The following is a 1,792-nucleotide window of genomic DNA, read 5'->3' on the forward strand; positions in this document are numbered from 1 at the left end:
CAACAGGGACCACGACGCTTGGAGGGAGTTCCACAGAAGACCGCCGTCGGGTGCCCAGCCAGCTTCGGCCAAGATCTCCCGCCGGAGGGCGCGCAGGGCGGGAGGGAAAACCTGGCTGAGCGGTCTCACCACGGACCAGGACGAGGTCTACCAGGCCGTCGGCATGATCATGGCCCAGCTCGGGACCGACGCCGAGGAGGCCCTGGCGCGGCTGCGCGCCTCCGCCTTCGCCCAGGGCCGTACGGCACTCGACGTGGCACACGAGGTGATCACGCACCGGAAGAGGTTCGACCGCGACTGAGCGCTCCGCCGGGAGCACGGTGATGAACCTGCGGGCCGGTGGGGGCCGGCCGCGCCCACGAGGGGGGTCCCCCGCTCGTCAAGAGCTCGGGGAGGAGCCGCAGTCGAACGCAAACTGAACCTGATCCTCGACCACTTGGGCCTGCGTGAGGAGGACCCCCGCCTGGACGAGGCTGCCGCCCTCGCCCGTGCCGGCCGGAGGATCGAGGCGATCAAGGTCTACCGGGAGGCCACGGGCACCGGCCTGAAGGAGGCCGAGGAGGCCGTCGACCGTCTTACCACCTGACCCTCGCCGCCCCCTCAGGCCTGGACCCGTTCCTGGTGGTGGACCGCTGTGAGGCGGTCCGTGCCCAGGGGGAGGGACTCGGTGACGGTGTTCTCCGGCGGGGTGCCGAGGGCACCGGTGGTGAGGGTGATGGCGTCGTCGCCGATGCGTACGGCGGCCACGTCGAGGGTGAGGGTGGCCGAGTCGCCGGTGAACGTCACGCGCAGGCCCTGGCGGGCGTCGCCGACGTCCGGGAGGGCGAGGCCCGTGACGCGTACGTCCTGGACGCCGGACCGGGTGGTCGTCGCCGTGAAGCCGGGGCAGGTCTGCGGCAGGGAGCCGAGCCAGGCCAGGGCGCGGTCCGCGTCCGGCGCGCGGACCGCGAGCACCTGGTAGCGCAGCTGGGCCTCGTCGTCGCCGTCGTCGAAGGCGGCGACCGCGCGCGCCCCGGAGGGGGCGCCGAGCGGTTCGTCGGCGTAGAGGGCGTCCAGCAGGCGCTGGCAGTCGGGCACCTCGGTCCGCGCCTTGAGCACGCCGTCCCGCCAGGTCGCCACCTCCTGGGTCGGCGCCCACACCGGATCCAGGTCGGCCTCGGTGAGCAGCGCCTCCTGCGCCTGCTCCTGGGTGAGCGCGGCGGACGGAGGAACGGAGGCCGGGGCGGCCGGGCGTGCCGCCGACGGGGAGGTGACGGTCTCGACGGCCCGGCCGGACCGCCCGGAGGTGCAGGCCGCCGCGGTCAGCAGGGCGAGCGCCGCCAGGACCGAGACGGGCAGGACACGGGCCGGTGGACGGAGCATGCGGGGCCTCCACAGGGGCGAGGGGTGCTCTCCCACCGCACCACCCGGCCGCCCCGCCCACCAGCGCGCCGGTCCGTCCGGGTGAGCGGCGGCGGGAAAACCGTTCGCGCGGACGCGCACCCCGCTGTTGGCGTCCCGCCCATGCGGCGTGCCCTGCCGTCCCCCATGACGACGACGCCGGACAGTGTCCCGGCGCGCTGACGGCCGAGCTGAGCGAACAAGCCCCGGGGTGAGTACCGCGGGGCGAGTGCCCCGGGGCTTCGGCGTTTCAGGGCGGCGCGGCTCGTGCCGTACCGGGCGGTGGCCGGGGATCGGGAGGCCGGGGGCGGCCTGGCCGCCGTACGGCTGCGGGACGGGCGCCGCCCGGGCACCGTGCCCGTGGAGGAGCCGCTGCGGCGGATCGGGACGGGGTTCCCCTGCTCCTTCAAGA

The 1,792-nt window shown here is 75.2% G+C and carries 2 protein-coding genes and 1 pseudogene; 2 read left to right on the forward strand and 1 reads right to left on the reverse strand.

The genetic code is table 11. The features are described from left to right. On the forward strand, positions 1-301 hold a 301-nt coding region (locus tag C1I97_RS36505; protein ID WP_146608425.1), incomplete at its 5' end, for an ANTAR domain-containing protein. A gap of 96 nt (positions 302-397) precedes the next feature. Further along, positions 398-586: pseudogene (locus tag C1I97_RS36510) on the forward strand (ribosomal protein L7/L12); the annotation flags it as partial. Between the two features lie 14 nt (positions 587-600). On the opposite strand, the gene C1I97_RS36515 reads toward C1I97_RS36510, so the two are convergent. Continuing rightward, positions 601-1,362: a hypothetical protein gene (locus C1I97_RS36515; protein WP_111007191.1), complete on the reverse strand. Its 762-nt coding sequence runs from the start codon at positions 1,360-1,362 to the stop codon at positions 601-603. Positions 1,363-1,792 lie beyond the last annotated feature (430 nt).

The sequence above is a fragment of the Streptomyces sp. NTH33 genome (assembly GCF_003236365.1).
Classification (GTDB): Bacteria; Actinomycetota; Actinomycetes; order Streptomycetales; family Streptomycetaceae; genus Streptomyces.

Excerpts from the sequence above, each read along its gene's own strand:
- C1I97_RS36515 (WP_111007191.1), bottom strand. The coding sequence starts at position 1,362 with ATGCTCCGTCCACCGGCCCGTGTCCTGCCCGTCTCGGTCCTGGCGGCG.